Here is a 23687-nt window from a genome sequence, read left to right on the forward strand (position 1 = left end):
GCCGGCGGCGCAGGGAAGGAGCGATGCATGGGGAGGATGTGCCGGGGCAGGCCGGGCGGGATGGCGGGCCGGGCGACGGGCCGGGGCGTCGCCGCCGCGCGGGCCCGATGAGCGGCCAGCCCGCCCCGCGCGCCCGCACCGGCCGCCCCTCCAAGGGCGAGGCCGCCGAGATGTCCGGCCGGATCATCGACGCCGCGGCGCAGCTCTTCGCCAGCCAGGGCTTCACCGCCACCTCGATGGAGCAGGTGGCGGCCGCCTGCAATGCCGGCAAGGACACGCTGTATCGCCGCTTCCCCTCCAAGGCCGCGCTGTTCGGCGCGGTGCTGGAGCGGCTGCGCGCGCGCGTCCTGCTGCGGCTGCGGACCGAGATCGCGCCGCCCGGCCCCGGCACCCCCGCCCTGGCGCGGCTGCGGCAGCTGGCGCGGCTGTTCCTCACCCTCAACCTGGATGCCGAGCTGCTGGCCTATCGCCGCATCGCCTTCACCGAGGGCATGGTGTTCGGCGCCGAGCGCCAGGCGGCGGAGGCCGCCGACCCGATCCTGGAGGAGCTGGTGCGCGCGGTGGCCGAGGCGCAGCGCGACGGGGCGCTGCGGGCCGGCCCGCCGCAGCCGCTGGCGCAGCACCTGCTGCACAGCATCGTCTACGGGCCGACCAATGAGGCGATGCTGGGCCGCGCGACCTACGCCACCGAGGCCGCGCAGGAGCGCTATTTCGCGCAGATGTGGGAGCTGTTCCTGCATGGCGCGGCCGGGCGGGGATAGCGCGCGCCGGCAGGGGATGCCGAAGGGGGCGCCCGCGGGGCGGGCGGGGCGCGGCGGCGCGCCGGCTCAGGCCAGCGCGCCCTCCAGCAGCGCCGCGAAGGCGTCGATCGCCTCCTCCCGGCTGTAGCGGCCCTGCACCAGCGCCGCCGCCAGCGCCTCGCCCGCCGCCACCAGCCCGACGCAGCGCCGCGCCAGAGCCGCCTCAGGCTGCGCCGCATGCGGCTGCAGCACGGCCACGAACATCCGCGCGCAATGGTCCTGCAGCTCCTGCAGCACCGCCGCCTTCTCCTCGCTGCCGGCGAGTGCCGCGCCCACCGCGTGGAACTCGCCCGTGGTGTCGGCGGCGCAGTCGATGAAGGCCTCGGCCAGCAGGCGCAGCGTCTCGGCACGGCCGCGCGGGGCCGCGCGCATGGCGTCGCGGAAGCCGTTCACCCGCTCCAGGTCGATCATCCGGTACAGCTCGATCAGCAGGGCCGAGCGGGTGCCGAAATGGTCATAGGCCACCGGCTTCGACACCCCGGCGCGCGCCGCCAGATGGCCGAGCGTCAGCCGGTCCGCCCCCTCCTCGCGGATGATCGCCAGCGCCGTCTCCAGCAGCTGCCGGTGCCGCGCCGCCTGGGACAGCCGGCGCCGCGGCGCGGCGGGTGCTTCGCTCAGGGACATGTCAGCGTCCACCTTGAAACCTACCAATGGTAGCTTAGTTGGGTCTGCAGCACCCGGCCTGTTAGCCGAAGCGGAGGACCCCCATCAATGACGCCCGCCCCCATCCCGCCAGATCCCATCCTGCTGGTCGGCGGCTCCGGCGCCGTCGGGCGCTGGACCGCCCGCCACCTGCGCCAGGCGCATCCGGACCTGCCGATCCTGCTCGGCGGCCGCGACCTGGCCAGGGCGCGCGACGCCGCCGCCGCCATCGGCGGGGCGGAGGCGGTGGCGGTCGACCTCGCGGCCGCCGATCTCGGCCTGGGCGGGCGGGCGGTCGGCGCCGTGGCGGTGCTGTTCGCCGATCCGCGCCTGGCCACGCTGCGCTTCGCCCAGGCGCGCGGCGTGCCGCATCTCAGCATCTCGCTCGGCCTGTTCGAGATCGGGCCGGAGATCGCCCTGCACACCCACCGGCCGCAGGCTTCGGCGGTGGTGCTGGGCACCGAATGGCTGGTCGGCGCCACCACCCTGCCGGTGCTGAGGCTGGCGCAGCGCTTCGGCCGGCTGGAGCGGGTGATGATCGGCGCGCTGCTGGATGAGCAGGACGGCGCCGGCCCGGCGGGCGATGCCGATTTCAGCCGGCAGAACGCCGTCATGCCGGCGGCGCTGTACCGCCGCGACGGCGCCTTCGCCTGGCACCATGGCGAGGCCCTGGAAACGAGCTTCCGCGCCGCCGATGGCACGGAGGTCGCGGCCATGGCCTTCTCGGTCAATGACGTGATCGGGCTGGCGGCGGCGACCGGGGTGCCGGATCTCGATTTCCGCCTGGCCATCGGCACCAGCTCCAGCCGCCGCCGTGGCGGGCCCGCCTCCACCGAGATCATCCTGGAGCTGGAGGGAGAGGACCCTCAGGGCCGCCCGCTGCGCAGCCGCCATGCGGTGATCCACCCGGAGGGGCAGATGCCGCTGACCGGGCTCGGCGTGGCGCTGCTGCTGGAGCGTCTGGCCGGGCTGGATGGCAGGCCGGCGACGCCGCCCGGCCTCTACCTGCCCTATCAGCTGCTGGAGCCGGAGCGCTATTTCGCGCGCTTCGACGCGATCGGCGGCCAGCTCGTCGATCTCGGTGCCGCATGAGCCTCGCCGCCGCGATCCGCGCCGGCGATGCGGCGCGGGCCCTCGACCTGCTGCGCGCCGGCGCGGCGCTGGAGGCGCGCGACCCGGAGGGGCTGACCCCGCTGATGATCGCCGCCGGGCTCGGCCATTACCACCTGGCCGAGACCTTGCTGGCCGCCGGCGCCGACCCGCGCGCCATCGAGCCGCGCATGGGCGCCACCGCCCTGCACAAGGCGGCGCAATCGGGCGATCCGGACATCGCCGCGCTGCTGCTGCGGCATGGCGCCTTCATCGACCAGCAGACGCCGGGCCTCGGCAACACGGCGCTGATCGACGCCGTGCTGCACGGGCAGGCGGCGGTGGTGCGGGTGCTGCTGCGGCAGGGCGCGCGGACCGGCATCGCCAATCACTGGGGGCAGACGGCGCGCGGCCTCGCCGCTGCCAGCGGGCAGACGGCGCTGCTGGCCTTGCTGGAGGAACAGGAAAACACGCTGGCCGCGTCCGTCGCCGCGCAGCCGCTGGCCGCCGCTGCCAAAGCCGGAGACGAGGCGGCGGTGGCGCGGCTGATCGAGGCCGGCGCGCCGCCCGATGCCAGCCTGCCGGTGACCGGCAGCGTGGACGACCGCTACACGCCGCTCGGCCTCGCCGCGCGCGAGGGGCATGTCGGGATCGCGCGGATGCTGCTGCAGGCGGGCGCCGATCCGCGGCGCCTGATCGGGCTGATGGGTGGCATGGCGCTGCATGACGCCGCCTATTTCGGCCATGCCGGCATCGTCCGGCTGCTGGCCGGGCATGCGGCGGCGCAGGGCCTGGCGCTGGCCGGGCGCGATGTGCAGGGCGCCTATAATGGCATGACCGCGCTGCACGACGCCGTCTGGCAGGGCCATGCCGAAGTGGCGCGCGCGCTGCTCGAGGCCGGCGCGCGGCGCGACCTGCGCGACCATACCGGCCGCACCCCGCGCGAGCTGGCGCTGCGCCAGGGACAGCACGACCTCGCCGCGCTGCTGGCCGAGGATCGTGATGCCACGCCTGCGCAAGACGCGACGGAAGAAAACAGGGAAACGCCATGACCGACAGCATCCGACCGCAGCCCTTCGCCTTCCCCGATGCCGCTCTGGCCGATCTGCGCGAACGCCTGGCCCGCACCCGCTGGCCGGATGCGGAGACGGTGCCGGATTGGAGCCAGGGGGTGAAGCTCGACCGGCTGCGCGCCCTGATGGAGTATTGGCGCAACGGCTATGATTGGCGCGCCGGCGAGGCGCGGCTGAACGCGCTGAACCCGTCCACCACCACCATCGACGGGCTCGACATCCATTTCCTGCACCGGCCCTCGCCCGAGCCCGATGCGCTGCCGCTGGTGCTGACGCATGGCTGGTCCAGCTCGGTGGTGGAATATCTGGCGGTGGCGCCGCTGCTGGCCGATCCGCGCGCCCATGGCGGCGATCCGGCCGATGCCTTCCATGTCGTGCTGCCGACCCTGCCGAATTTCGGCCTGTCCTCGGCGACCGCCGACTGGTCGCCGGAGCGTGTGGCGCGCCTCTGGGTCGAGCTGATGCGCCGGCTCGGCTATGAGCGCTTCGTCGCGCAGGGCGGCGATTGGGGCTATGCGGTGACCAACGCGCTGGGCGGCATCGGCGCGCCGGCGGTGCGCGGCGTGCATTTCAGCATGTTCCCGATCTTCGAAGGCATGCAGCCGCAGGATGCGCAGGAGGAGAAGGCGCTGCGCCGGCTGCGCCACTTCGCCGAGCATGAGAATGGCTACCAGCTGCAGCAGATCCAGAGCCCGCAGACCATCGGCTACGCCCTGGCCGATTCCCCGGTCGGCCAGGCCGCCTGGCTCTATGAGCTGATCGAGAAATACACCGATGGCGACGCCGAGGAATTGATCGGCCGCGACGCGCTGCTCGACACCATCAGCCTCTACTGGCTGAGCAACACCGCCGCCAGCTCGGCGCGCATCTACTGGCAGAGCATGCGCCGCTTCCGCGAGCACGAGATCGCCGTGCCGGTCGGCTACAGCCAGTTCCCGCGCGACATCCACGAGACCAGCCGCCGCTGGGTGCAGGAACGCTACCCGACGCTCGCCTACTACAACGAGGTGCCGAAGGGCGGGCATTACCCGGCCTGGGAAGTGCCGCAGCTGTTTGCCGGGGAGCTGCGCGCCTGCTTCCGCAAGCTGCGCGCAGGGCCGGCCTGAGCCGCCCTCAGCCCGGCTGCGCCGCGATCAGCCGGCGCACCCGCTCGGCATCGGCGGCGGAGGCGGGGTTGTAGACCACCATGCCGAGTTCCGGCCGGCCATCGACGGCGAAGGCGGAGAATTCCAGCTCCAGCAGCCCGGCCACCGGGTGGCGGATGCGCTTCAGCCCCTCGCCCGCCGCGACCACCTCCTGGTCCTGCCAGAGGGCGGCGAATTCCGCGCTGGTCTGCTGCAATTCCTCGACCAGGCGCGCCGCCTCGGCGCTGGCCGCGGCGCCGGCGCGGGCGAGATCGGCGCGGAAGGCGCCGACGATGAAGCGCGCCACGCTCTGCCAATCCGCCTGTTTGTCGCGCATCCGCGCCGGGCCGAACATCAGCCGCAGGATGTTGCGCTGCTCGCGCGGCAGCCGCGCGTAATCGGTCAGCAGCGCGGCGGCGGCGCGGTTCCAGGCGACCACGTCCCACAGCGCCGTCTTGATGATCGCCGCGCTGGTCTCCATCGAATCCAGCACGCGCTGCAGCCGCGGCGTCACCCCCTCCACCGGGCGGTAGCGCACCGTGGGCGGCCGGCCGAGGCCCAGCATGAACAGATGCTCGCGCTCCGGCTCGGTCAGCATCAGCCCGCGCGCCAGCCGGTCCAGCACATCGGCCGAGGGCGCGCCGCCGCGGCCCTGCTCCAGCCAGGTGTACCAGGTGGGGCTGATGCTGGCGCGCTGCGCTACCTCCTCCCGCCGCAGGCCGGGGGTGCGGCGGCGCTCGGCGGGAAAGCCGAAGGCCGCCGGGTCCAGCCGCCGGCGCCGGTCGCGCAGATAGCGCCCCAGCCGGTTCTCCTCCGCCATCGCCCCCTCCGCGCCGGGTAGGCATCATACCAGGATAAGGTCACTACTTTAACAGGATACGGGGCCGGGGATAGGGCTGTCGCGCCAAGCGACAGAGGACATTCCCATGCGCATCTTCCTGACCGGCGCCACCGGCTTCATCGGCGCGCGCATCCTCCCCGAATTGCAGGCGGCCGGGCACCGGGTGCTGGGCCTGACCCGGTCCGAGGCCGGCGCCGCCCGGCTGCGCGCCGCCGGCGCCGAGCCGCATTTCGGCGATATCGACGATCCGGACAGCCTGCGCGACGGCGTGGCGCGCTCGGATGCCGTCATCCACACCGCCTTCGACCACGACTTCACGAACTATGTGGAGAATTGCCAACGCGACGACCGGGCGATCCGCGCCATGGGCGCGGCGCTGCTGGGCTCCGACCGGCCGCTGGTCATCACCTCGGCGACGCCGATGGGCATGAAGGATGGCGCCCCGGCGGTGGAGGATCATTTCGACACGGGCCACCGCACTCCGCGCGTCGCCTCCGAACTGGCGGCGCAGGCGGTGCTGGAGCAGGGGGTGAATGTCTCGGTGGTGCGCCTCTCGCAGATCCATGACAGGCGCAGGCAGGGGCTGGTGACCGAGATGATCGCCCTGGCGCGGCGCAGCGGCGTCTCGGCGCAGCTGGGCGCGGGGCGGAATGGCTGGTCGGCGGCGCATGTCTCCGACACCGCCCGGCTCTACCGCCTGGCGCTGGAGGCGGCGCGGCCCGGCGCCCGCTACCATGCCACGGCGGAGGAAACCGTGCCCTTCCACGCCATCGCCGCCACGATCGGGCAGCGCCTCGGCCTGCCCGTGGTGTCGCTGGAGGGCGAGGCGGCGGCGGCGCATTTCGGCTGGCTGTCGCTCTTCGCCGGCCGCGACATGGCGGCCTCCAGCGCGCTCACCCGGGCGGCGCTGGGCTGGCAGCCGACGGGGCCGGATCTGCTCTCCGACCTCGCCGCGCTGGAGCTGGAGGAGGCCTGAAGGTCAGCGGCCGGGGCCCCGGCCCGGGCCCCGGGCGCGCTGCACCGCGCGCAGCGCGTCGATGAAGGCGCGCAGCGCCGCCGGCACATGCCGCCGCCCCGGATAGTACAGCACCAGGCCGGGGATCGGCGGGCACCAGGCCTCCAGCACCGGGACCAGCCGCCCCTCGCGCAGGGCGTCCGCCGCGAAGGGCTCCGGCACATAGGCGATGCCGAGCCCGTCCGAGGCCGCCCGCACCATCAGATCATTGTCGTCGAGCGTCAGGCTGCCCGGCACGTCGAGCGCGATGTCCTGGCCGTGCCGGCTGAACTCCCAGCGATAGCGCTTGCCGCTGGGCAGGCGCTGGCGGATGCAGCGATGGTGCCGCAGATCCTCCGGCGCCGCGATCGGCGGCTGGGCCGCCAGATAGCTTGGCGCGGCGACGGCCAGGAAGCGCACCTCGCCGCCCAGCGGCACCGCGATCATGTCGGCCGGCACCGATTCCGCCAGCCGCACCCCGGCATCGAAGCCGTGCTCGACGATGTCGACCAGCCGCCCCTCCGACACCAGGTCCAGCTCCACCGCCGGGTGGCGCGCCAGGAAATCCGGCACGACATGGCGCAGCAGCCAGGCGGCGCCGCTGCGATTGGCGTTGATGCGCAACGGGCCGGCGGGCGCCGCACCCGCCTCGGCCAGCCCGTCCAGCGCGGCGTCCAGCTCGCGCAGCACCGGCTCCAGCCGCTCCAGCAGCCGCGCCCCGGCCTCGGTGGGGGAGACGCTGCGGGTGGTCCGGTGCAGCAGCCGCAGCCCCAGCGACTGCTCCAGCCCGCCCAGCGCGTGGCTGAGGGCGGAGCGCGAGACACCCAGCGTGTCCGCCGCCTTGCGGAAGCTGCGCTGGCGGGCGATGGCGGAGAAGGCGGCCAGCTCGTTCAGGGTCGGTCGCGGCATTGGTGAAATCTCCTCACCGCCCCATGCCGCACTGGATGGGTTATCCGGTCAATGGCCGGATGCCATCTGCGGCAGCGACAGCGCAAGGAGATCATCATGTCCCGCATCTGGTTCATCACCGGCGCCTCCTCCGGCCTCGGCCGCGAGATGGCGGAGCAGCTGCTGGAACGCGGCGAGCGCGTGGCCGGCACCGCCCGCCGCCCACAGGCGCTCGAGGATCTGCAGCGGCGCCATGGCGCGGCGCTGCTGCCGCTCTTCCTCGACCTCGCCGAGCCGGAGAGCATCGGCCGCGCGGTGGCCGAGGCGCTGCGCCATTTCGGCCGGATCGACGTGGTGGTCAGCAATGCCGGCTACGGGCTGTTCGGTGCCGCCGAGGAGGTGACCGAGGCGCAGATCGAGCGGCAGATGGCGACCAACCTGCTGGGCTCGATCCGGCTGGTGCGCGCCGTGCTGCCGGTGCTGCGCGCCCAGGGCGGCGGCCGCATCCTGCAGGTCTCGTCGGAGGGCGGGCAGATCGCCTATCCGAGCTTCAGCCTCTATCACGCCAGCAAATGGGGCATCGAGGGCTTCCTGGAATCGGTGGCGCAGGAGGTGGCGCCCTTCGGCATCGATATCATCATCGCCGAGCCGGGGCCGACCGGCACCGGCTTCGGCGCGGCGCTGGACCAGGCGGCGCCGATGGAGGTCTATGCCGGCACTCCGGCCGGCGCGGTGCGCCGCGCCATCGCCGAGGGCAGCTTCGAGATCCGCGGCGATGCGGCGCGCACCGCCCGCGCCATGCTCGACGCCGCCATGGCGGCGGAGCCGCCGCTGCGCCTGGCACTCGGCAGCACCGCCTATGCCAGCATCGAGGCGGCGCTGGAGCGCCGGCTGGCGGCGCTGCGCGCGCAGCGCGCCATCGCCTTCTCCGCCGACCGGGCGGCGGAGGCTCAGGGCACCGTATAGGCCGAGCAATCCGGCAGCGGCGTGTCGGGGCGATAGGCGCCGGACGCCGCCTCGTAGCGGAACTGCCGGGTGACGCTGCAGCGCGCATCGCGCTCGCGCACCAGATCGGCCTGGCGCAGCGGGCGCATCGCCGTCGAATCCGCCTCGCGCGAGACGCCGCGCGGGAAGGCCCAGGCCTCACTGCTGTAGCGCAGCGCCGGGCGCCCCTCGCTGCGCCCGGGGGCCAGCGACAGGGTGGCGGAGAAGCCGTATTCGTCATGGCAGGCGCCGCGGCGGCGGCGCTGATCGCGCTCGTCGAAACAGGCGCGGATCAGCAGCGCGCCGCGCAGCGGCACTTCCAGCACCGGCTTCGGGCCGGCGCTGCCGCCTGCGGGGATATGGAACAGCAGCAGCGTGCTGCCGCTGCCGCCGCCGCCGGAATAGGCGCTGCGCTCCTCCCGCTGCACCCCGGCCAGGGCGCCGCCCTCGGCCAGCAGGATCAGGGCGGGCCAGGGGGTGTAGGAAGGCTCGCCAAAGCCGGATTCCGCCTCCGGCGCGGGCGGCGCGGCCTCGCCCGCCGCGCCCGGCCCGGCCTGCTGCAGCACCGGCCGGACCTCCCCGGCCTCGTCCGGTTCGGAGAGGGTGACGCACCAGCGCCCATCCCGGGTGCAGCCGCCGGGCTGCCCGGCCGTGGCCGGCAGCAGCGGCAGCAGCCGGTCGCCCTCCGGCGCCGCGACGCGCAGCGGCGCCGGGCCGGCGGCGAGCGCCTGGGCCGCGAGCAGGGCGGCGAGCAGCGGGCTGGGCATCGGGCGGATCCTCCCTCGGGCGATGGTCCGCCCTCTCTACACCCTGGCCGGGCGCCGGCCAGGGCCCTGGCGCGGCCGCGCGCGGCTGTGATGGCCGCCGCCGCCGGGCGGGCCGGCGCGGGGCGCCATTGCCAGGGCAGGGTCGCGCCCCTAATGCAGGGGGACGGTCCCGGCGGGGGGCGATCCCCCGCCTCCCGGCATGCTGCGCCGGGCCTTCCCGGCCGGGCCACCCCCATGGAGAGACCCGATGGCCAGGAAGCCCAGCCGAGCCCCGGCCAACCCGGCCACCGCGCCGATCCGCACCCGCCCCGCGCTGCAGCGCCTGGCCGAGCTGGCCAGCAAGCCCTCGCCCCCCGACCGGCTGCGCCGCGAGGTGGAGACCATGGTGCGGGCCTGGGCGGAGGGCGCCAGCGAGGAGCGCCGCGCCGAACTGCAGGAGCGGCTGGAGGAGATGCAGGGCGAGCTGGCCGCCGGCATCGAATCCGCCACCGAGATGATGGACGAGATCGAGGCCGAGGATCAGGCCGGCCGGCGCCACGCCACCGCCGCGCTGGCGGCGCTGCAGGCGGCGCATGACGCGCTGCGCGAAGCGCGGGCCGGGCTGCGCTAGGCCGCGCCGTCACAGGCCGGAGAGGCCGGCCGCGTCACGCCAGCGTGTTTCTGCTCACTGTTCAATTCCGGCCTATAGCGGGGCGGACCGGATCGTGAGGAGACGCCGCGCGTGAGAAGCATCGCCCTGTTCGCCGCCTGCCTGCTGGCCCTCACCGGGGCCGCCAGGGCGCAGCCCGCCGCGCCGAACCCGGTGCGGGAGATGCTGGAACAGCTGCCCGCCCTGGTGGCGGACAACCCGGCGCCGGTGCAGGCGCGCTTCCTGGATGTGGCGGTGCTGCTCTCGCTCGGCCCGGTGGAGGGGGCGGACAGCGTGCTGCGCCGCGTCGGGCCGGTGGCGGAGATGGTGCCGCTGCGCGCCCTGGGCAGCGCCGGCCTGGCGGAGTGGGAAGAGGCCGCCGGCACGAAGCTGGCCGGGCTGCGCAGCCTGGCCATGGTGGATGAGGTCGCGGTGCTCTGGCGGCTGCGCGACGCGGCGGGGGCGGAGGCGGTGATGGCGCGGCTGCGCCAGGCCGGCTTCACCGAGGTCGAGCCCGGGCTGCTCGCCGATCCCGGCCCGATCAACGTGATGCAGCGGATGCGCAATCCCTGGCGCGGCCTGCGCTCCGGCCCCTCGCATGTGCAGCGGCAGGGCGACCGGCTGGTGCAGGCGGCCGGGCTGCAGGCGGTGCAGCAGCTCTCCGGCCCCGGCGAGGGGCCGAGTGCCGCGGCCGCCACCGCGCCCCGCCTGGCGCTGGCCGGGCTGGACGCGCAGCGCGGCGCGGGGCGCATCGTGCAGGCGGTGCTGTTCTCCCCGTCGCTGACGCTGCAGGCCGGCGACCCGGCCCAGGCGCTGGGCCTGCAGGGCGCCGCGCCGCGGGCGGCGCCGGGCGAGGGTCTGCCGCCCTATCGCCAGGGCCTGCTGGCCGATCTGGACGAGGCCGGCCGGCCGGTGCTGGTGATCGCCCTGGCCTATCCGGATTGCGCCCTGGCCGAGGCGGCGATCGCCCGCTTCCGCGCCGGCTGGGAGGGCTGGGCCACGCCCGGCGCCCCGGCCCCGCTGCCGGCGGCGATCACCGGCCGGACGGTGGCGGGGGAGGGCGGCTGCGCCGCCGCGCTGCGCATCGCCGCGGGGACGGCCCAGGGGACGGCGCCGGGCGCCGCCAACCCGGCGCTGGACCGGCTGTGGCAGGCGCTGCAGCGGCGCGACCCGACGCCGCTCGACATCCGCTGAGCGGCGCCCCGCTTGAACCCTCTTCCGGGCGGCGTGGCGCACCCCTTATAGGCGCGGCATGGGGCGCCGTTCCGATCACAGCCGCGACGAGCTGAGGCAGATGCTGGTGGCCGAGGGCCACCGGCACATGGCCGAGGTCGGCTTCGCCCGCTTCTCGGCGCGCGAGGTGGCCAAGCGCATCGGCTATTCCGTCGGCACCGTCTACAATGTCTTCGGCAGCCACGACGCCTTCCTGCTGGCCGTCAACACGCGCAGCTTCCGGCTCTGGACCGGCTTCCTGCGCGCGGCGCTGGAGCGCGGCGGCGAGGACCGCATCGCCACCCTGGTCCAGGGCTATTTCGATTTCGCCCGGGACAACCGGCATTGCTGGCGGGCGATCCATGAGCACCACCTGCCGCCCGACTGGGCGATGCCGGAGGAGCAGGACTGGCTGCGCGGCGAGCTGACCGAGCTGGTGGTGGCCGAACTGCTGCGGGTGCTGCCGCCCGCCGCGGCGGCAGCGGCGCCGCGCCTGGCGCGCTCGCTGATCGCCATCGTGCACGGGCATTGCGTCTTCGATCTGAATGGCAGCTTCCGGCTGATGGGGCAGGAGGAGCCGGTGGCGCTGGCGCTGGAGCGGGTGCGCGACTGCCTGGCCATGGCCGGGGCTCCCCTCGGTGTCCCCATGGGTGTTCCCGGCGGTGCCCCCGGCGGCGGCGCCTGAGGGCGCGGCGGAAATTGGCCGGTGTCGAATTTTTGCGTTGAGCGGGGGCGGGGCGGGTGTTAGCGGCCTGAAGCGCCGTGCCCGATCCGGGCCCGGCGCCAGGAGGATCGAGCCATGACCCGCGCCGCCCTTTGCCCCGCCCTGCCGGCCGCGCCGCGATGAGCCCGTCCCTGTCGCGCTGGCTGATCAGCGCCGCCTTCGGCCTGCTGGCCGGCTGGGCGCTGGGCGGGCTGGCGGTGCCGGCGCTGAGCGCGCTGCTGGCGCTGTTCTCCCCCGGCGCCGGCGGGCCGGACGGGCCGGATCTGTCGGGGCCGCTGGTGCCGGCGCTGGTCGTGCTGGTGCAGATCGCGGTCGCCACGCTGGTCACCCTCTGGCTGGCGCGCATGGCCGAGACACGGCGCCGGCTCGGCTGGGGCTGCGTGCTGCTGGGCGCCGCCGCGCTGCTCTACGGGCCGGTCATGCTGGTGGTCACCGGCGCGCTGGGCAAGATGCTGAACCCGGGCGCCGATCGCGACGGGGCCACCGCCGCCTTCTTCGTCACGCTGCTGAGCCTGCCCTATCTGCTGCTCGGCCTGGTGCTGCTGGCGGGGGGCTGGGTGCTGCTGCGCCGCAGCCGCGCCGCTGCACCCCCCGCCGGGCCCGGCGCGCCGCGCCTGGGGTGAGGCGGCTCAGGCGGGCGGCAGGCCGGTCGGGATGCCGGCCCGCCCCTTGCCATCCGCCGGCAGCCCCCAGGGGGCGATGCACTCCGCGATGGTCGCCGCCAGCAGCGCATAGCTGCGCTGCCGCGGCGAGCTGCTGCGCCAGGCCAGGGTCAGCTCGCGCACCGGCGCGCCGGAGGCGAGCGGCCGGGCCACCACCAGCGTCTCCCGCAGCACGTCGGAGCGGACATAGAGCGCCGGCAGCAGGGTGATGCCCATGCCGGTCGCCACCATCAGCCGCAGCGTGTCCAGGGTGGTGCCGGCATAATCCTGCGCGTGCCGGGCGCCCACCCGCTCGCACAGCGCGGCGATCGGGTCGTGCAGCCGGTGGCCGCGCTCCATGGTCAGGATGGTCTCGCCGGCCAGCTGCCCGGGCTCGATCAGCGCCTGCCGCGCCAGCCGGTGCTCGGCCGGCAGCACCACATGCAGCGGCTCGCGCAGCAGCAGGGCCGAGGCGATGTCGGGATGGCGCGGCGCGTCGGGCAGCAGCAGCGCCTCATGCGTGCCATCGGCCAGCTTGTCGGGCAGCGCCTCGCGCCGGTCCTCCCGCACCTGGATGCGCAGATGCGGGAAGGCCCGGCGCAGCGCCGGCATGGCGACCGAGAGCACATAGGCGCCCACCGTCTGCACCACGCCGAGCGGCAGCTGGCCCTGCAGCGCCTCCGGGTCGTCGCGGCGGGCGATCTCGCGCATATGCTCGATCTCGGCCAGCACGCCGCGGGCGCGGCGGGCGATCTCGGCGCCGACGGGCGTCAGCAGCACGCGCGCCCGGTTGCGCTCCACCAGCAGCGCGCCGAGCCGCTCCTCCATCTCCTTCACCTGCATGCTCAGCGTCGGCTGGGTGACGTGGCACAGCTCGGCGGCGCGGCTGAAGCTCAGCGTGTCGGCGATGGCGACGAGATAGCGCAGCTGCTGCAGGCGGGGCATGCGCCCTTATAGAGTCCGTCTATGGGCCGGGCCAGGATTTCCGATTTCTCCCGCGCGAGGCGGCGTGCCAGACCCTCAGGCCACGCTTTTGTCCAGCCCGGGAGATGCGATTGACCCTCGCCGCCCTGCTCGCCACGGCCTTCCTGGCCGCCGCGGCGACGCGCCCGCTGCTGCTGCGCTGGCCGCGCCGGGGCAGCCTGGCGGTGGCCGCGCTGCCGGCGGCGCTGTTCCTGGCCTTCGCCCTGCAGGGCGCGGCGCCGGTCGAGCAGTCGGTCGACTGGGTGCCCTCGCTCGGCGTCGCGCTGACGCTGCGGCTGGACGGGTTCTCGCGCCTCTTCGCGCTGCTGATCACCGGCATCGGCACGCTGGTCGTGCTCTATGCGGCGGCCTATTTCGCCGACAGGCCGCAGCCCAAGGGCGCCAGCTTCATCGCGCTGATCATGCTGTTCATGGCGGCGATGCTGGGCTGCGTGCTGTCGGACAGCCTGATCGGCCTCTATGTCTTCTGGGAGCTGACCAGCCTGGTCTCCTTCCTGCTGATCGGCTTCGACTCGCACAAGCCGGAGGCGCGCAAGGCGGCGCTGCAATCGCTGATCGTCACCGCCGGCGGCGGGCTGGCGCTGTTCGCCGGCATCCTGCTGATCGGCATGGAGCTCGGCAGCTTCTCGCTCGCCGCCATCGCGACGCGCGGGCCGGAGCTGGCGGCCTCGCCGCTGGCGCCGGCCATCCTGGCGCTGGTGCTGCTCGGCGCCTTCACCAAATCGGCGCAGCTGCCGTTCCATTTCTGGCTGCCCAACGCCATGGCGGCGCCGAGCCCGGCCTCGGCCTATCTGCACTCGGCCACCATGGTGAAGCTCGGCGTCTATCTGCTGGCGCGGCTGGACCAGCCCTTCTCCGCCATGCCGGCCTTCGGGCCGCTGCTGCTGGGCTTCGGCGGCGCGACCCTGCTGGTGGCCTCGCTGCGCGCCCTGTCGCGCTCCGGCTACAAGGCGGTGCTGGCGCAGTCCACGGTCGGTTCGCTCGGCCTGCTGGTGCTGCTGATCGGGCTGGAGGGCGCGCTGGCCGCCACCGCCATGGTCGGCTTCCTGCTGGCGCATGCGCTGTACAAGGCGGCGCTGTTCTTCTGCGCCGGCACGGCGATCCACGCCACCGGCCGCACCGATCTGCGCGAGATCAACGGCCTCGGCCGCGCCCTGCCGGTGACGGCGCTGGCGGCGGGCTTCTCCGCCTTCGCCATGGCCGGGCTGCCGCCTTCCTTCAGCTTCATCGCCAAGGAATATGTCTTCGAGAGCCAGCTGGCCGGCGGCGCCGGCTGGGCGGTGATCGCCGTCACCCTGCTCGGCAGCGCCGTTTTCGTCGCCATCGCGCTGATCGTCTCGCTGCGGCCCTTCCTGCTCGGCCGGGCGCGGGCGGTCGCGCACCATCATGGCGAGAGCCCCGGCCTGTTCATCGGCCCGCTGCTGCTCGGCCTGCTCGGCCTGGTCTTCGGCCTGGCGCCGGGGCTGGTGGCGGAGAGCCTGGTGGCGCCGGCCGTCGCCGCGCTGACCGGCGGCGCGGCGCCGCCCTCCTCCCCGGCGCTCTGGCATGGCTGGACCCCGATGCTGGGGCTGAGCGCGGCGGCGGTGGCGCTGGGCGTCTGCCTCTATCTGGCCTGGCCCTGGCTGCTGCTGCGCCTGTCGCACAGCCGGGTTCTGGACCGGCTGCTGGGCGATGCCGGCTATCACCGCCTCTTCGGCGGGCTGCTGGCGCTGGCCGCCCGGTCGACGCGGCTGCTGCAGAATGGCGACCAGCACCGCTACACCGCCATCACCCTGGCCGCGACCCTGGCGGTGATCGGCAGCGGGCTGGCGCTGGGCCGGCCGGGCTGGGGCTTCGCAGGGTCGCTGGCCGGCTTCAGCCTGACCGAGACCATCCTTCTGGCCCTGATGGTGGCGGGCGCCCTGGCCGCCGCCGCCGCGCGCTCGCTGATCCGCGCCGTGGTCGGCGTCGGCGTGGTGGGCTTCGGCTCGGCGCTGATCTTCCTGCTGAATGGCGCGCCCGACCTGGCGCTGACCCAGTTCTCGGTCGAGGTGCTGGTGACCGTGATCCTGACCGCGCTGCTGCTGCGGCTGCCGTCGCTGGTCCGCTCCACCCGCAGCGCCGGCGAGCGGCGTGTCGACCTGCTGCTGGCCACCGGTTTCGGCGCGGTCGTCTTCGCCAGCCTGGCGACGCTGTCGGCGCTGCCGCTGGACCGCCGGCTGAGCGATTTCTTCGCCGCCGCCAGCTATGCCGACGCCTATGGGCGCAATGTCGTCAACGTCATCCTGGTGGATTTCCGCGCCATCGACACGCTGGGGGAGAGTGCGGTGATCGCCTTCGCCGCCATGGCGGTGTGGGGGCTGCTGCGCCGCCGGGCGAGGGGCGCCGCATGAACTCGCTGATCTTCTCCGCCCTCGCCCGGCCGCTCTGCGCGCTGATGCTCGGCGTGTCGCTGTTCATCCTCTATCGCGGGCACAATGAGCCGGGCGGCGGCTTCATCGGCGGGCTGGTCGCCGCCTCGGGCTTCGCGCTGCTGGCGCTGGCGGATGGCATCCGCGCCGCGCGCCGCGCCCTGCGCGTGCATCCGGTGGTGCTGCTGGGCATGGGCCTCGGCTGCGGCCTGCTGAGCGGCCTGCCCGGGCTGCTCTCGCATGGTTCCTTCCTGACGCATTGGTGGTTCCATTCGGGCGGCCTGCATATCGGCACCACGCTGCTTTTCGACATCGGCGTCTATCTCGCCGTGGTCGGCGGCGTGATGGCCTTCGTGCTGCGCTTCTACGAGGAGGAGCAGGAGGCATGAGCCTGGTCCATGCGCTCGCCATCGCCCTGCTCGCGGGGTGCGGCATCTACATGATCCTGTCGCGCCACATGCTGCGCATCATCCTCGGCATCGCCCTGCTCTCGGCCGCGGTCAATCTGGTGATCTTCCAGGCCGGGCGGATCGGCGCGCGCCTGCCGCCGGTGATCCCTGAGGGCGAGGCGGTGCTGGCCCCGGCGGCGGCCAACCCGCTGCCGCAGGCGCTGATCCTGACCGCCATCGTCATCGGCTTCGCGCTGGTCGCCTTCCTCGCCGCCATCGCGCTGCAGGCGCAGCGCTCGATCGGCACGCTGGATCATGCCCGGCTCGACCTCGCCGAGCGCCGCGGCACGCCCTTCGACACGGAGCGGGAGCGGTGAGCGGCCTGCTCGCGCAAGGCGCCGTGCTGTGGCCGGTCGCCATCCCGCTGGCCACCGCGGCGGCCACCGCGCTGGCCTGGAACCACCGCCCCGTGCAGCGCGTGCTGTCGGGGGCGGGGGCGGCGCTGATGCTGCTGGCCGCCTTGATGCTGCTCGGGCAGGTGCAGGCGGAGGGCATCCAGGCGATCCGCTTCGGCAATTGGGCGCCGCCCTTCGGCGTGGTCTTCGTGGCCGACCGGCTGGGCGCGGCGATGGCCGCCATCACCGGCATCATGGCGCTGGCCACCTGGGTCTTCGGCCTGGCCGATATCCGCGCGCGGGAGGCGCGGGCCGGTTTCCACCCGCTGTTCCACGGCATGCTGGCCGGGGTGAATGGCGCCTTCCTCACCGGCGATATCTTCAACCTCTATGTCTGGTTCGAGGTGATGCTGATCACGGCGATGGGGCTGCTGGTCATCGGCCGCACCCGCGCCCAGCTCGACGGCGTGCTGAAATACGCCGTGCTGAACCTGCTCTCGACGCTGTTCTTCCTGGCCGCCGTCGCGCTGCTCTACGGCGTCACCGGCACGCTGAACATGGCCGATCTGGCGCTGCTGCTGCCGCGCGCCGAGCCCTCGGTCGCGCTCAGCGTCTCGGCGCTGCTGCTGCTCTGCGGCTTCGGCATCAAGGCGGGGTACTTCCCGCTGTTCTTCTGGCTGCCGGCCTCCTACCACACCGCCTCGGTCACCGTCTCGGCGGTGTTCGCGGGGCTGCTGACCAAGGTCGGCGTCTATGCCTGCTTCCGGGTCTTCACGCTGGTCTTCAGCGTGGAGCACAACGGAGTTCGCGAGATCCTGGCGGTGATGGCCGCCGGCACCATGGTGTTCGGCGTGTTCGGCGCCGCCGTGCAATGGGATGTGCGGCGCATCCTGGCCTTCCACATCGTCAGCCAGATCGGCTACATGCTGCTGGGTCTCGCGCTGGCCACGCCGCTGGCGCTGGCGGGCGGCATTTTCTATGTCGTCCACCACATCATCGTGAAAGCGAACCTGTTCTTCATCGCCGGCGCCATCCACCGCGCCGGCGGCAGTTTCGATGTGCGGCGGAGCGGCGGCCTGCTGCGCCGCTCGCCGCTGCTGGCGGTGCTGTTCCTGGTGCCGGCGCTGTCGCTGGGCGGCATTCCGCCGCTCTCCGGCTTCTGGGCGAAATTCATGGTGGTCGACGCCGCGCTGAAGGATGCGGCCTTCTGGCTGGCCGGCGCGGCGCTGTTCACCGGCCTGCTGACGCTCTACTCCATGACCAAGATCTGGACCGAGGCCTTCTGGAAGGAGCCGGTGCTGCCGCGCGCCCAGGCGCGCGCCGTGCCGCCGCCGATGCTGGCGGCGATCGGCGCCCTGGCCGCGCTGACCGTGCTGATCGGCCTCCATGCCGAGCCCTTTATCCGCTTCGCCCAGGCGGCGGCGGCGGAACTCGCCGACCCGCGCGCCTATATCGCCGCCGTGCTGGGGCCGGCCGCCGTGGCGGAGCTGGCCCCATGAGGCCCGCCCTGTCCGCGCGCCTCGGCAGCGCCCTCATGCTGGCACTGGTCTTCCTGCGCGAGCTGGCGCTGTCCTGCGTCGCCGTGGCCGCCGCCGCCTTCGCGCGGCAGCCGCGCACCGCGCCGGCGATCCTGGCGGTGCCGATCGATCTGCGCAGCGATCTCGGCATCGCCATGCTGGCGAACCTCACCACGCTGACGCCCGGCACCTGCTCGCTGCATGTCAGCGCGGACCGGCGCCTGCTCTACATCCATGTGCTCGATGCGCGCGACCCCGATGCGGTGGTGGCCGGCATCCAGACCGCCTTCGCCGCGCGCATCCGGAGGATCGAGGGATGATCGCCACGCTCGACGCCTGGGCCACGGGGCTGTCCGCCGCGCTGATCCTGTTCCTGATGCTGCCGCTCGGCATGGCGGTGTGGCGCATGCTGCGCGGGCCGGGCTATGCCGACCGCTTCGTGGCGGTGGATATGCTGGCGGGCATCGCCATCGGCATCGCCGCGCTGACCGCCTCCGCCACCGGGCGGCGCGAATTCCTCGACGTCGCCTTCGGCATCGGGCTGATCGGCTTCGTCGCCACCTGCGCCTTCTCCGCCTTTCTCGAGCGCAAGGGGCGGGGGCGGTGATGGACGTCGCCCTGACCCTGCTGGCGCTGCTGCTGAAGCTGGCGGGCGCCGCCTTCCTGCTGGCCGCGGCGCTTGGCGTGCTGCGCTTCGCCGACCCGTTCCAGCGCATGCATGCGGCGACCAAGGCGGGCACGCTGGGGGCCGGGCTGGTGGTGCTGGGCAGCGTGCTGACGCTGGGCAGCCTGTCGGCCCTGCTGATGGGCGGGCTGACGCTGCTCTTCCTGCTCGCCACCATCCCGATCGCCGGGCATCTGCTGGGGCGCGCCGCCTATGTCTCCGGCGCCGTCATGGCGGAGGGGGAGGATGCGCTGGCGGGTGTGCTGCCGCGCGCCGGCCAGCCGCTGGAGCAGCGGCTGCGCCAGGCCGCGGAGGGCCCGGCGCCCGAGGCCGCCGGCCCGCCGGCCTAGCGCCAGGTGAACAGCGTGTCGCGCCCGCCGCCGGCGACGCCGTCCAGCTGATCCTCCGACAGCGCGCCCGGCTGGATGCGCAGCGTCTCCAGCGCTTCGGCCGGGATGGCATAGCCATGCCGCGCCAGGATCGCCGCCGCCTCGGCGCTGTCCTTCGCCGCCTTCAGCGCGCCGAGCAGGCCGGCATGCTCGGCCGGGGCGGCGCGCAGCGCCTCCTGCAGGCGGGTGAGTTCGGATTGGCTCATCGGGCAGCTCCCTCGGCGGATGCGGAATGGGCGGGGCCGTGGCGAAGCCCGCCCCGCCCTTCCATTCTACAGCCTGGCCATTGGCGCCGCTGCGCGCCGCATCTCGGAAACGCGCGGGATCGTCTCGATTCGGCAAGAAGATCGCGCCCAGGATCCGGCCGCCCCTGCTCCCCCCACCCTGGGCAAGCCGCGCCGGGCGGGACACAATCGCCGCCGAGGCCCGGCCGACCACAGGACCGGGCGCAGAGGGCGGAAACAGATCTTGAGCTCCCCGGTATGGGTCAGCGCGCTGGCCGCGACCCTTTTCGTGCAGACCGTCAGCTCCTTCTCCAGCCTGGCCATCCCGCTGCTGGGCCCGCCGCTGATGGCCCGCGCCGGGCTGGCGCCCGAGAGCATCGGCCTGGTCTCCGCCCTGACCTCGGCCGGCATCTGCTGGTCGCTGGCCTGTGGCGGGCCGATGCTGGCGCATCACGGCCCGGTGCGGACGCTGCAGATCGGCCTGGCCTGCATGGCGCTGGGGCTGTTCCTGCTGTCGCAGCCGCTCGGCCTGCTGGGGCTGCTGGGCGCGCTGGCGGTGGGCTTCGGGCTCGGCCCCAACACCCCGGCCGGCAGCCAGATCCTGATCCGCCACGCGCCGCCGCAGCACCGCACGCTGATCTTCTCCATCAAGCAGGCCGGGGTGCCGCTGGGCGGCGCGCTGGCCGGGCTGCTGGTGGCGCCGCTGGTGCTGGCGCAGGGCCTGACGGTGACGCTCGGCCTGGTCATCGCGGTGACGCTGGTGACCATCCTGCTGGTGCAGCCCTTCCGCCGCCGGCTGGACCGCGACCATGCGCCGCCGGATGACAACAGGGGCCGTGTCGGCTGGGCGCGGGCGCTGCTCTCGCCGGCGGCGCTGGCCAGCTCGGTCCGCACGCTGCGCGCGCATCCCTCCCTGCCGGTGCTGACCGCGCTCGGCGCCTCCTTCTCGGTGATGCAGGCCTGCCTGACCGCCTTCACCGCCACCTATGTGGTCACCCGCCATGGCGCCTCGCTGGCCGAGGCCGGGCGGATCGTCGCGGTGATGCAGGGCGCCAGCATGCTGGGGCGCATCGTCATGGGCTGGGTGGCGGACCGGCGCGGCCGGGCGATGCGCATGCTGGCGCTGCAGGCCGTGGCCTCGGCCCTGGCGGTGGCGCTGCTGGTGCTGGCGGGCGATCGCGGCCCCTGGGCCCTGTATCTTTGCGCCGGGCTGGCGGGCTTCATCGCCATCGGCTGGAACGGCGTGCACATCGCCGAGCTGGCGCGTGTGGCGCCGCTGCAGCTGGTCAGCGACGTCACCTCGGCCGCCAGCCTGTTCGGTTTCGTGGGTTCGATCTGCGGGCCGCTGCTCTTCGCCCTGCTGGTGGCGTGGAGTGGCAGCTACGGCCTGGCCTTCCTGGTGATGGCGGCGCAGCTGGCGCTGTGCGGCCTGGCCTGCCTGGTGCTGGCGCCGCGCGCCGGCAAGGACGGCGCGGCGCGCTGAGCCGGGCCGCTCAGCCGCTTGGCGCGGCCAGCGCCTCGGCCAGCTGCGCCAGCCCGGCGGGCAGGGCGCGGTGCGGTGGCAGGCCGGTGCGGCGCATCTGCGCCGCCAGCCAATGCGCATGCACCAGCCGCACCCGCACCGGCATGGCGGGCAGGCCCAGCAGCTGCGCCAGGGCGGTGCGGTGCCGACCGCCCAGCAGACGCAGCACCTCGCCGCCCGGGCCGATGGCCACCCCCACCTCCGCCTCCCGCCGCGCCGCGCCGGCGCCGCGCAGCCGGTGCCCCGCCTCCGGCGCCAGCGCGGCGCGGGGGCGGTAGCCCTCCTGCCGCAGCCGGTCGCGCAGCGCGGCGTAATGCGCGAAATAGGCGTCGATCAGCCCCGGGCTGGCCAGCGCCACGCCATTGCGCCGCTCCGGCTGGCCCGCCGCGGCGCGGCGCAGCATGTAGCGGTAGATCTCGCTCTCCGGCAGCGGGCGGGCGGGGTCGCATAGCGCCGCCATCTCCAGATGCACCACGCTGCTGGGCAGAGGCTCGCCGGCCCCGGACCAGTCGCCGGCATCGAGGAAACGCTGCGCCAGGCGGAAGGCGCGCCGCCCGTCGCTGACCACGTCCAGCAGCTGCCATTCCAGCCGGCCGGGCGGCACGCGCAGCAGCAGCGAGGCGCCGAAATAGCGCTCGGCCAGCTCCAGGCTGGGGGAGGGGGCGGCGGGGTTATCGAGCAGCGCGCGCAGCGAGCGCGCCAGGCGCCGCTCGAACAGCGGCGGCAAGCCGCCGAGCGGCGCGGCGAGGCGCAGCAGCCGCCCTTCCAGCCCCCGCCAGGGCGCCACCTTCGCCTGCTCCGGCCCGGTCAGCGGGCGGTAGCGCGGCAGGGCGGGGCCATCGGGCAAGGCGAGGGGGATCATCCCCCCGAGATGCGGCAATTCCGCCGCCCGCGCCAGGGGTGGCGGCCGCCAGCCCGCGGCGAAAGGCGGCGGGCGGGATCAGACCCGCCGCTGATCCTCGCCCAGCGGCTCGGGCAGGTCGTCATCGGCGTCCTGATAGGCGGCGGCCAGGCGGTCGGCCGGGCCGGCCAGCTGCTGGGCCAGGAAGCCGGAGGTGGAGGACAGCAGCAGCAGGGCCAGGAGCTGCATGCGGATCGCTCCGCGGCGGAAGCGCCTGGCCAAGCTCGGCATCGTGCTCGGGGTGGGGCTCGGTTCGCTCATGGCGAGTCAATTCATTTCGTGCCCGGTGGCTTCACCCGGCCGCTACACGATCACGCTAGGGATCGGGCAGGGCGGGACCGGTTCCGAAAGCTAGACTGCCAGAGCGGTCTCCTGCGAAGCAAGCATGAAGGCGTTGCGCTCCCCCGGCACCGGCGCCCAGCGCGAGGTGAGGCCGAGCACCGTCTCGGCGCCGCCCAGATACATCACCCCATCCGGCGCCAGGCGCAGCGCCAGCGCGTCCAGCACCCGCTCCTTGGTCGGCGGGTCGAAATAGATCAGCACGTTGCGGCAGAAGATCACGTCGAAGCGGCCGAGCGCGCGGTGGTCGGCCAGCAGGTTGCGCTCCTCGAAGCGGGTCATGGCGCGCAGCTCGGGGGCGATGCGCCATTTGCCGCCCTCCTGCCTGAAATGCTTGATCAGCATCTGCACCGGCAGGCCGCGCTGCACCTCGAACTGGGTGAACAGGCCCTCCCGGGCACGCTCCACCACCTCGCGCGACAGGTCGGTGCCGAGGATCTCGGCCTGCAGGCCCAGCTCGCGCAGCAGGATGGCGGTGGAATAGGCCTCCTGCCCCGTCGAGCAGGCGGCGGACCAGATGCGCAGCCGGTGGCCGGGCGGCCGCGCCGCCTGCAGCTGCGGCAGCACCCGCTTCAGATGCTCGAAGGGCTTGCCGTCGCGGAAGAAGCTGCTCTCATTGACCGTCAGCGCCTCGGTCACGTCGCGCGCCAGGGCCTCGGCGCGGGCATCGCGCAGCTTGAGCGCCAGCATGTCGAGGCTGGGCAGCGCCTCGCGCCGCAGGATCGGGCCGAGCCGCGCCTCCAGCATGTAATCCTTGTCGGGCGTCAGGACGATGCCGGCGCGCGCCTTCACCAGGGCGGCGATCGCGGCAAAGCTCTCGGCGTTCATGCCAGTTCTCCGGCAGGGGTCGGGCCGGCCGCGCCGGTCGCCACGGCGCGGCACGGCAGGGCGTGTCGCGGTGTGGCCCGGACCGCGATGCGGGGCGGGGTCGAACGGGAAGGCCGGCCGGGGCCGGCGGGCAGGGTGGCGGTCAGGATCCCGCCGTTTCCGGCAGCAGGCCGAGCTGCACCAGCTTGCCGGCCAGGATGGCGTCGTCGAAGGGCTTCATGATGTATTCCTGCGCCCCGGCGCCGAGCGCCATCAGGATGCGCTCGAAATCATTCTCGGTGGTGCAGAGCACGACCACCGGCTCCTCCGCGCCGAATTCGGCGCGCGCGGCCTTGAGGAATTCCAGCCCGTCCATGACCGGCATGTTCCAGTCGAGCAGCACCAGGCGGGGCAGCTCCTCGCGGCAGGCGAACAGCGCCTCCTGGCCGTCAGCGGCCTCGCGCACCACGGCGCCGTGCCGTTCCAGCATGCGGCGCGCCACCTTGCGCACCACACGGCTGTCATCCACCACCAGGCAGGTCAGCGCCTCGTCCACACCCCACTCCATTGGCTGTCGGGCGCACCGGGGCGAGCCGGCGCAGCCTTGTTTCACCCCAGGGACGTTTCCGGCTTATTAATCCTTCTTTCAGCCTTTCCGCGCTGCCCATGAAAAAGGGGCGCCGCAGCGCCCCCGTTCCGGCTTGCCCATGGCCGGGCCTTGGTCGGCCGCCATCTCCACAGGACGGCGGCAGCCCGAAA

Annotated in this window: 28 protein-coding genes; 18 read left to right on the forward strand and 10 right to left on the reverse strand. The window is 74.1% G+C overall.

Annotated elements, in window-relative coordinates:
- Positions 1–23: 23 nt before the first annotated feature.
- Positions 24–761: a TetR/AcrR family transcriptional regulator gene (locus QE401_RS20380; protein ID WP_307139926.1), complete on the forward strand. Its 738-nt coding sequence runs from the start codon at positions 24–26 to the stop codon at positions 759–761.
- Between the two features lie 66 nt (positions 762–827).
- On the opposite strand, the gene QE401_RS20385 is transcribed toward QE401_RS20380, so the two are convergent.
- Entirely contained in the window at positions 828–1424 is a 597-nt protein-coding gene (locus tag QE401_RS20385) for a TetR/AcrR family transcriptional regulator (protein ID WP_307139927.1), read from the reverse strand.
- A gap of 87 nt (positions 1425–1511) precedes the next feature.
- Here QE401_RS20385 and QE401_RS20390 point away from each other — a divergent pair, with 87 nt between their 5' ends.
- The 3 genes from QE401_RS20390 to QE401_RS20400 are packed head-to-tail and all read left to right on the forward strand — an operon-like array spanning position 1512 to position 4710.
- Entirely contained in the window at positions 1512–2534 is a 1023-nt protein-coding gene (locus QE401_RS20390; protein WP_307139928.1) for a hypothetical protein, read from the forward strand.
- Positions 2531–3583: an ankyrin repeat domain-containing protein gene (locus QE401_RS20395; RefSeq protein WP_307139929.1), complete on the forward strand. Its 1053-nt coding sequence runs from the start codon at positions 2531–2533 to the stop codon at positions 3581–3583. Before QE401_RS20390 ends, QE401_RS20395 begins: the two co-directional genes overlap by 4 nt.
- Positions 3580–4710, forward strand: a complete 1131-nt coding sequence (locus tag QE401_RS20400) for an epoxide hydrolase family protein (RefSeq protein ID WP_307139930.1) — start codon at positions 3580–3582, stop codon at positions 4708–4710. The genes QE401_RS20395 and QE401_RS20400 overlap by 4 nt, the downstream gene beginning before the upstream one ends.
- Positions 4711–4717: 7 nt before the next feature.
- On the opposite strand, the gene QE401_RS20405 is transcribed toward QE401_RS20400, so the two are convergent.
- Positions 4718–5548 (reverse strand): helix-turn-helix transcriptional regulator, encoded by an 831-nt coding sequence (locus QE401_RS20405; RefSeq protein ID WP_307139931.1) that lies wholly within the window; start codon positions 5546–5548, stop codon positions 4718–4720.
- A gap of 106 nt (positions 5549–5654) precedes the next feature.
- On the opposite strand from QE401_RS20405, the gene QE401_RS20410 reads away from it, so the two are divergent.
- On the forward strand, positions 5655–6545 hold the full coding sequence (locus QE401_RS20410) for an SDR family oxidoreductase (RefSeq protein WP_307139932.1): 891 nt from the start codon (positions 5655–5657) through the stop codon (positions 6543–6545).
- Between the two features lie 3 nt (positions 6546–6548).
- On the opposite strand, the gene QE401_RS20415 is transcribed toward QE401_RS20410, so the two are convergent.
- The gene (locus QE401_RS20415; RefSeq protein ID WP_307139933.1) at positions 6549–7472 is read right to left on the reverse strand and encodes a LysR family transcriptional regulator; all 924 of its coding nucleotides are present in this window, start codon (positions 7470–7472) and stop codon (positions 6549–6551) included.
- Positions 7473–7568: 96 nt separating this feature from the next.
- Between QE401_RS20415 and QE401_RS20420 the strand changes: the two genes are divergently transcribed.
- Positions 7569–8417 carry an SDR family oxidoreductase gene (locus QE401_RS20420; RefSeq protein ID WP_307139934.1) on the forward strand — a complete coding sequence of 283 codons (849 nt, stop codon included), beginning with the start codon at positions 7569–7571 and terminating at the stop codon, positions 8415–8417.
- Here the strand turns inward: QE401_RS20420 and QE401_RS20425 are convergent.
- Positions 8402–9202 (reverse strand): hypothetical protein, encoded by an 801-nt coding sequence (locus tag QE401_RS20425; RefSeq protein WP_307139935.1) that lies wholly within the window; start codon positions 9200–9202, stop codon positions 8402–8404. The two genes, QE401_RS20420 and QE401_RS20425, sit on opposite strands and share 16 nt — an antisense overlap.
- Before the next feature lie 247 nt (positions 9203–9449).
- Here QE401_RS20425 and QE401_RS20430 point away from each other — a divergent pair, with 247 nt between their 5' ends.
- The 4 genes from QE401_RS20430 to QE401_RS20445 all read left to right on the forward strand — a co-directional run bounded on the left by QE401_RS20430 (position 9450) and on the right by QE401_RS20445 (position 12389).
- Positions 9450–9812 (forward strand): hypothetical protein, encoded by a 363-nt coding sequence (locus tag QE401_RS20430; RefSeq protein WP_307139936.1) that lies wholly within the window; start codon positions 9450–9452, stop codon positions 9810–9812.
- A 111-nt stretch (positions 9813–9923) separates the two neighbouring features.
- Entirely contained in the window at positions 9924–11024 is a 1101-nt protein-coding gene (locus QE401_RS20435; protein WP_307139937.1) for a hypothetical protein, read from the forward strand.
- A gap of 58 nt (positions 11025–11082) precedes the next feature.
- Positions 11083–11727 carry a TetR/AcrR family transcriptional regulator gene (locus tag QE401_RS20440; RefSeq protein ID WP_307139938.1) on the forward strand — a complete coding sequence of 215 codons (645 nt, stop codon included), beginning with the start codon at positions 11083–11085 and terminating at the stop codon, positions 11725–11727.
- 158 nt (positions 11728–11885) lie between these two features.
- Positions 11886–12389 (forward strand): hypothetical protein, encoded by a 504-nt coding sequence (locus QE401_RS20445; RefSeq protein ID WP_307139939.1) that lies wholly within the window; start codon positions 11886–11888, stop codon positions 12387–12389.
- Positions 12390–12395: 6 nt separating this feature from the next.
- On the opposite strand, the gene QE401_RS20450 is transcribed toward QE401_RS20445, so the two are convergent.
- Positions 12396–13352 (reverse strand): hydrogen peroxide-inducible genes activator, encoded by a 957-nt coding sequence (locus QE401_RS20450; protein ID WP_307139940.1) that lies wholly within the window; start codon positions 13350–13352, stop codon positions 12396–12398.
- Between the two features lie 110 nt (positions 13353–13462).
- Here QE401_RS20450 and mbhE point away from each other — a divergent pair, with 110 nt between their 5' ends.
- Genes mbhE through mnhG form a run of 7 tightly spaced genes read left to right on the forward strand, consistent with a single transcriptional unit; the run spans position 13463 to position 19096 of the window.
- A complete protein-coding gene (gene mbhE / locus QE401_RS20455; RefSeq protein ID WP_307139941.1) occupies positions 13463–15763 on the forward strand; it encodes a hydrogen gas-evolving membrane-bound hydrogenase subunit E in 2301 nt (766 codons plus the stop codon).
- Complete coding sequence (locus QE401_RS20460; RefSeq protein WP_307139942.1) at positions 15760–16170, forward strand: MnhB domain-containing protein; 411 nt, start codon at positions 15760–15762, stop codon at positions 16168–16170. Before mbhE ends, QE401_RS20460 begins: the two co-directional genes overlap by 4 nt.
- On the forward strand, positions 16167–16547 hold the full coding sequence (locus QE401_RS20465; protein WP_307139943.1) for an NADH-quinone oxidoreductase subunit K: 381 nt from the start codon (positions 16167–16169) through the stop codon (positions 16545–16547). Before QE401_RS20460 ends, QE401_RS20465 begins: the two co-directional genes overlap by 4 nt.
- Positions 16544–18064, forward strand: coding sequence for a Na+/H+ antiporter subunit D (locus QE401_RS20470; RefSeq protein WP_307139944.1), 1521 nt, complete (start codon positions 16544–16546; stop codon positions 18062–18064). The genes QE401_RS20465 and QE401_RS20470 overlap by 4 nt, the downstream gene beginning before the upstream one ends.
- Positions 18061–18402 (forward strand): Na+/H+ antiporter subunit E, encoded by a 342-nt coding sequence (locus tag QE401_RS20475; protein ID WP_307139945.1) that lies wholly within the window; start codon positions 18061–18063, stop codon positions 18400–18402. Before QE401_RS20470 ends, QE401_RS20475 begins: the two co-directional genes overlap by 4 nt.
- On the forward strand, positions 18399–18689 hold the full coding sequence (locus QE401_RS20480) for an MrpF/PhaF family protein (protein WP_307139946.1): 291 nt from the start codon (positions 18399–18401) through the stop codon (positions 18687–18689). The genes QE401_RS20475 and QE401_RS20480 overlap by 4 nt, the downstream gene beginning before the upstream one ends.
- Positions 18689–19096, forward strand: a complete 408-nt coding sequence (gene mnhG / locus QE401_RS20485) for a monovalent cation/H(+) antiporter subunit G (RefSeq protein WP_307139947.1) — start codon at positions 18689–18691, stop codon at positions 19094–19096. The genes QE401_RS20480 and mnhG overlap by 1 nt, the downstream gene beginning before the upstream one ends.
- Here mnhG and QE401_RS20490 read toward each other — a convergent pair.
- Positions 19093–19341 carry a hypothetical protein gene (locus QE401_RS20490; protein ID WP_307139948.1) on the reverse strand — a complete coding sequence of 83 codons (249 nt, stop codon included), beginning with the start codon at positions 19339–19341 and terminating at the stop codon, positions 19093–19095. The genes mnhG and QE401_RS20490 overlap by 4 nt on opposite strands.
- Before the next feature lie 262 nt (positions 19342–19603).
- Between QE401_RS20490 and QE401_RS20495 the strand changes: the two genes are divergently transcribed.
- Positions 19604–20842 carry an MFS transporter gene (locus tag QE401_RS20495; protein WP_307139949.1) on the forward strand — a complete coding sequence of 413 codons (1239 nt, stop codon included), beginning with the start codon at positions 19604–19606 and terminating at the stop codon, positions 20840–20842.
- Between the two features lie 10 nt (positions 20843–20852).
- Here the strand turns inward: QE401_RS20495 and QE401_RS20500 are convergent, their stop codons facing one another.
- From QE401_RS20500 to QE401_RS20515, 4 genes are all read right to left on the reverse strand, one after another.
- A complete protein-coding gene (locus tag QE401_RS20500; protein ID WP_307139950.1) occupies positions 20853–21728 on the reverse strand; it encodes a hypothetical protein in 876 nt (291 codons plus the stop codon).
- Positions 21729–21821: 93 nt separating this feature from the next.
- Positions 21822–21971: a hypothetical protein gene (locus tag QE401_RS20505; RefSeq protein WP_307139951.1), complete on the reverse strand. Its 150-nt coding sequence runs from the start codon at positions 21969–21971 to the stop codon at positions 21822–21824.
- Between the two features lie 162 nt (positions 21972–22133).
- Entirely contained in the window at positions 22134–22949 is an 816-nt protein-coding gene (locus QE401_RS20510) for a CheR family methyltransferase (RefSeq protein ID WP_307139952.1), read from the reverse strand.
- Positions 22950–23091: 142 nt separating this feature from the next.
- Positions 23092–23484, reverse strand: coding sequence for a response regulator (locus QE401_RS20515; RefSeq protein WP_475638094.1), 393 nt, complete (start codon positions 23482–23484; stop codon positions 23092–23094).
- Positions 23485–23687: the final 203 nt, after the last annotated feature.

Source organism: Pseudoroseomonas cervicalis, assembly GCF_030818485.1.
GTDB lineage: Bacteria > Pseudomonadota > Alphaproteobacteria > Acetobacterales > Acetobacteraceae > Pseudoroseomonas > Pseudoroseomonas cervicalis_A.